This window comes from Saccharomonospora iraqiensis subsp. iraqiensis, assembly GCF_000430445.1.
GTDB lineage: Bacteria > Actinomycetota > Actinomycetes > Mycobacteriales > Pseudonocardiaceae > Saccharomonospora > Saccharomonospora iraqiensis.
Genome location: NZ_KE387102.1, coordinates 57300 through 59944, shown reverse-complemented (window position 1 = coordinate 59944; position 2645 = coordinate 57300). Strand labels below are relative to the sequence as shown.

Sequence of the window (2645 nt, the reverse complement as noted above, 5' to 3'; positions counted from 1 at the left end):
CAGCCGCAGCCCGCCGCGCAGCAGCAGGCCCGGCCGTCGGCGCCGACCGAGCCGGACCGGGCCGTGGCGGTGTCCGACTCGGAGAAGGCGGCACTGCGCGGCACGGTGCAGAAGGCCAGCCGGATCCGGCAGATCACGGCCGAGAAGACCCGGGAGTCGCTGCAGGTCTCCGCGCAGCTCACTCAGGTCCACGAGGTCGACGTCACCCGGATCGCCCAGCTGCGGGCCCGGGCGAAGGAGGCCTTCCGGGAGCGGGAGGGCGTCGGCCTGACGTTCCTGCCGTTCTTCGCCAAGGCCACGGTCGAGGCGCTCAAGCAGCACCCGAACGTCAACGCCTCGTACAACGAGGAGACGAAGGAGATCACCTACCACGGTGCGGTGCACCTCGGCGTGGCCGTGGACACCGAGCGTGGGTTGCTGTCGGTGGTCATCCACGACGCCGGGGAGCTGAGCCTGGCCGGTCTGGCCCACCGGATCGCCGACCTGGCGCAGCGCGCCCGCACGAACAAGGTGACCCCGGACGAGCTGACCGGTGGGACGTTCACCATCACCAACATCGGCAGCAACGGCGCCCTGTTCGACACGCCGATCATCGTCCAGCCGCAGTCCGGGATGCTCGGCACCGGCGCGGTGGTCAAGCGGCCGGTCGTGGTCACCGACACCGAGGGCAACGACACGATCTCCATCCGCTCGATGGCGTACCTGCCGTTGACCTACGACCACCGGCTGATCGACGGCGCCGACGCGGGCCGGTTCCTGACCACGATCCGGCAGCGCCTGGAGGAAGGCAACTTCGAGGACGAGCTGGGTCTGTGACCGTCCGTCCCCGGGCGGCGGCCCCCGGCCGCTGACCCGCCGTCACCCGACACGGGGCGTCCACCACCGTCGGTGGACGCCCCGTCGTCGTTCGACGTCTAGAGTGACTCCATGCGCGTTCTCGTGGCCGGTTCCAGCGGACTGATCGGTGGTGCGCTCCGCACCCGGTTGACCGACGCCGGGCACGAGGTCCGGCGGCTGGTGCGCAGGCGGCCCGGCCGTCCCGACGAGCACGGCTGGGATCCCCCGTCCGGCCGGATCGACGCGGGCACGTTCGACGGGGTGGACGCGGTGGTCAACCTGTGCGGTGCACCGCTGGCCTCCGGCCGCTGGAGCGCGGCCCGCAAGCAGCTGCTCGCCGACTCGCGCATCGAGCCCACCGAGGTGCTCGCCGAGGCCATCGCCGAACACGGGGTGCCGACCCTGGTCAACGCCTCCGGGATCAACTACTACGGCGACACCGGCGGGACCGAGGTGGACGAGTCCGCCCCGGTCGGTGCCGGGTTCCTGGCGCGGCTGTGCGACCGGTGGGAGGCGGCGACCGAGCAGGCCCGCCGGGGCGGGGCCCGAGTGGTGCTGCTGCGGACCGCGCCGGTGCTCACGGCCGAGGGAGGACTGCTCGGCCCGCTGCTGCCGTTGTTCCGGTTCGGGCTCGGCGGACGGCTCGGCGACGGCAGGCAGTACCTGCCGTGGATCAGCCTGCCGGACGAGGTGTCGGTGATCCGGTTCGTGCTGGAGAACGCCGGGGTGACGGGCCCGGTGAACCTGACGGCACCGACGCCGGTGACGAACGCGGAGTTCACCCGTGCCCTGGGTCGGGCGCTGGGCAGGCCCGCGCCGTGGCGGGTGCCGGGCGTCGCGTTGAAGGCCGCGCTCGGTGAGGCCGCCGACGAGATGCTGCTCACCGGCCCCAGGGCCGTGCCCGGGGTGCTGTCCGCGGCCGGGTTCGAGTTCCGGCACCCGGATCTGGACGGTGCACTGGCCGAGGTGGTCCGCGCACGGTGATCGGCGGCCGCACGGTGATCCGGCGGCGGTCGGGGACGACCGGGGCCGGGACACCCGGGAGGTCACCGGCCACAGCGGCGTTGCCCCGCACACCCGTGCCCGGCGTAACCTCGGCGTCGTGAGTGAGAACCCCAACCCCTCCTGCCGCGCGGCGAGCGGCCCCGTCGACGTCCGCGAGCTCGGCACCATCGACTACCTCGAGGCGTGGGAGCGGCAACGGCAGCTGGCCGAGGCCCGCGCCGACGGCTCCGCACCGGACACGTTCCTGCTGCTGGAGCACCCGTCGGTGTACACGGCGGGCAAGCGCACCCGTCCGGAGGACCGGCCGACCGACGGCACCCCGGTCATCGACGTGGACCGGGGCGGGCGGATCACCTGGCACGGGCCGGGGCAGCTGGTCGGGTACCCGATCGTCCGGCTGGCCGACCCGGTCGACGTGGTGCACTACGTCCGGCGCATCGAGGAGGCGCTGATCGAGGTGTGCGCGAAGTTCGGCGTGCACACCGGCCGGGTCGAGGGCCGCAGCGGGGTGTGGCTGCCTGCCGACGGCCGCGGGGTCGAGCGCAAGATCGCCGCCATCGGTATCCGGGTGCAGCGCGGCGTCACCATGCACGGCTTCGAGCTGAACTGCGACGCCGACCTGGGCTCGTTCGACCGGATCGTGCCGTGCGGGATCAGCGACGCCGGGACCACGTCGCTGTCCGCCGAGCTCGGCAGGGACGTGCCGGTGGCGGAGGCGCTGCCGCTCGCCCGGGACGCCGTGCTGGCCGCCCTGGAGGGTGACCTGCCCGTCCGCGACGACCGCTGGCTGCCCCGGGACGCGG

The 2645-nt window shown here is 73.6% G+C and carries 3 protein-coding genes; all 3 read left to right on the top strand.

Going from position 1 to position 2645, the window contains the following annotated elements; genetic code table 11:
• On the top strand, positions 1–816 hold an 816-nt coding region (gene sucB, locus ACTIR_RS0114710; protein WP_026454865.1), incomplete at its 5' end, for a 2-oxoglutarate dehydrogenase, E2 component, dihydrolipoamide succinyltransferase.
• Between the two features lie 111 nt (positions 817–927).
• Positions 928–1821 (top strand): TIGR01777 family oxidoreductase, encoded by an 894-nt coding sequence (locus ACTIR_RS0114705; RefSeq protein ID WP_026454864.1) that lies wholly within the window; start codon positions 928–930, stop codon positions 1819–1821.
• A 118-nt stretch (positions 1822–1939) separates the two neighbouring features.
• Positions 1940–2645: lipoyl(octanoyl) transferase LipB (gene lipB, locus ACTIR_RS23510; protein WP_065388596.1), on the top strand; the 706-nt coding region annotated here is incomplete at its 3' end.

What these genes read in the sequence shown, in the direction of transcription:
- ACTIR_RS0114705 (WP_026454864.1), top strand. Translation starts at nt 928, where the DNA reads ATGCGCGTTCTCGTGGCCGGTTCCAGCGGACTGATCGGTGGTGCGCTC.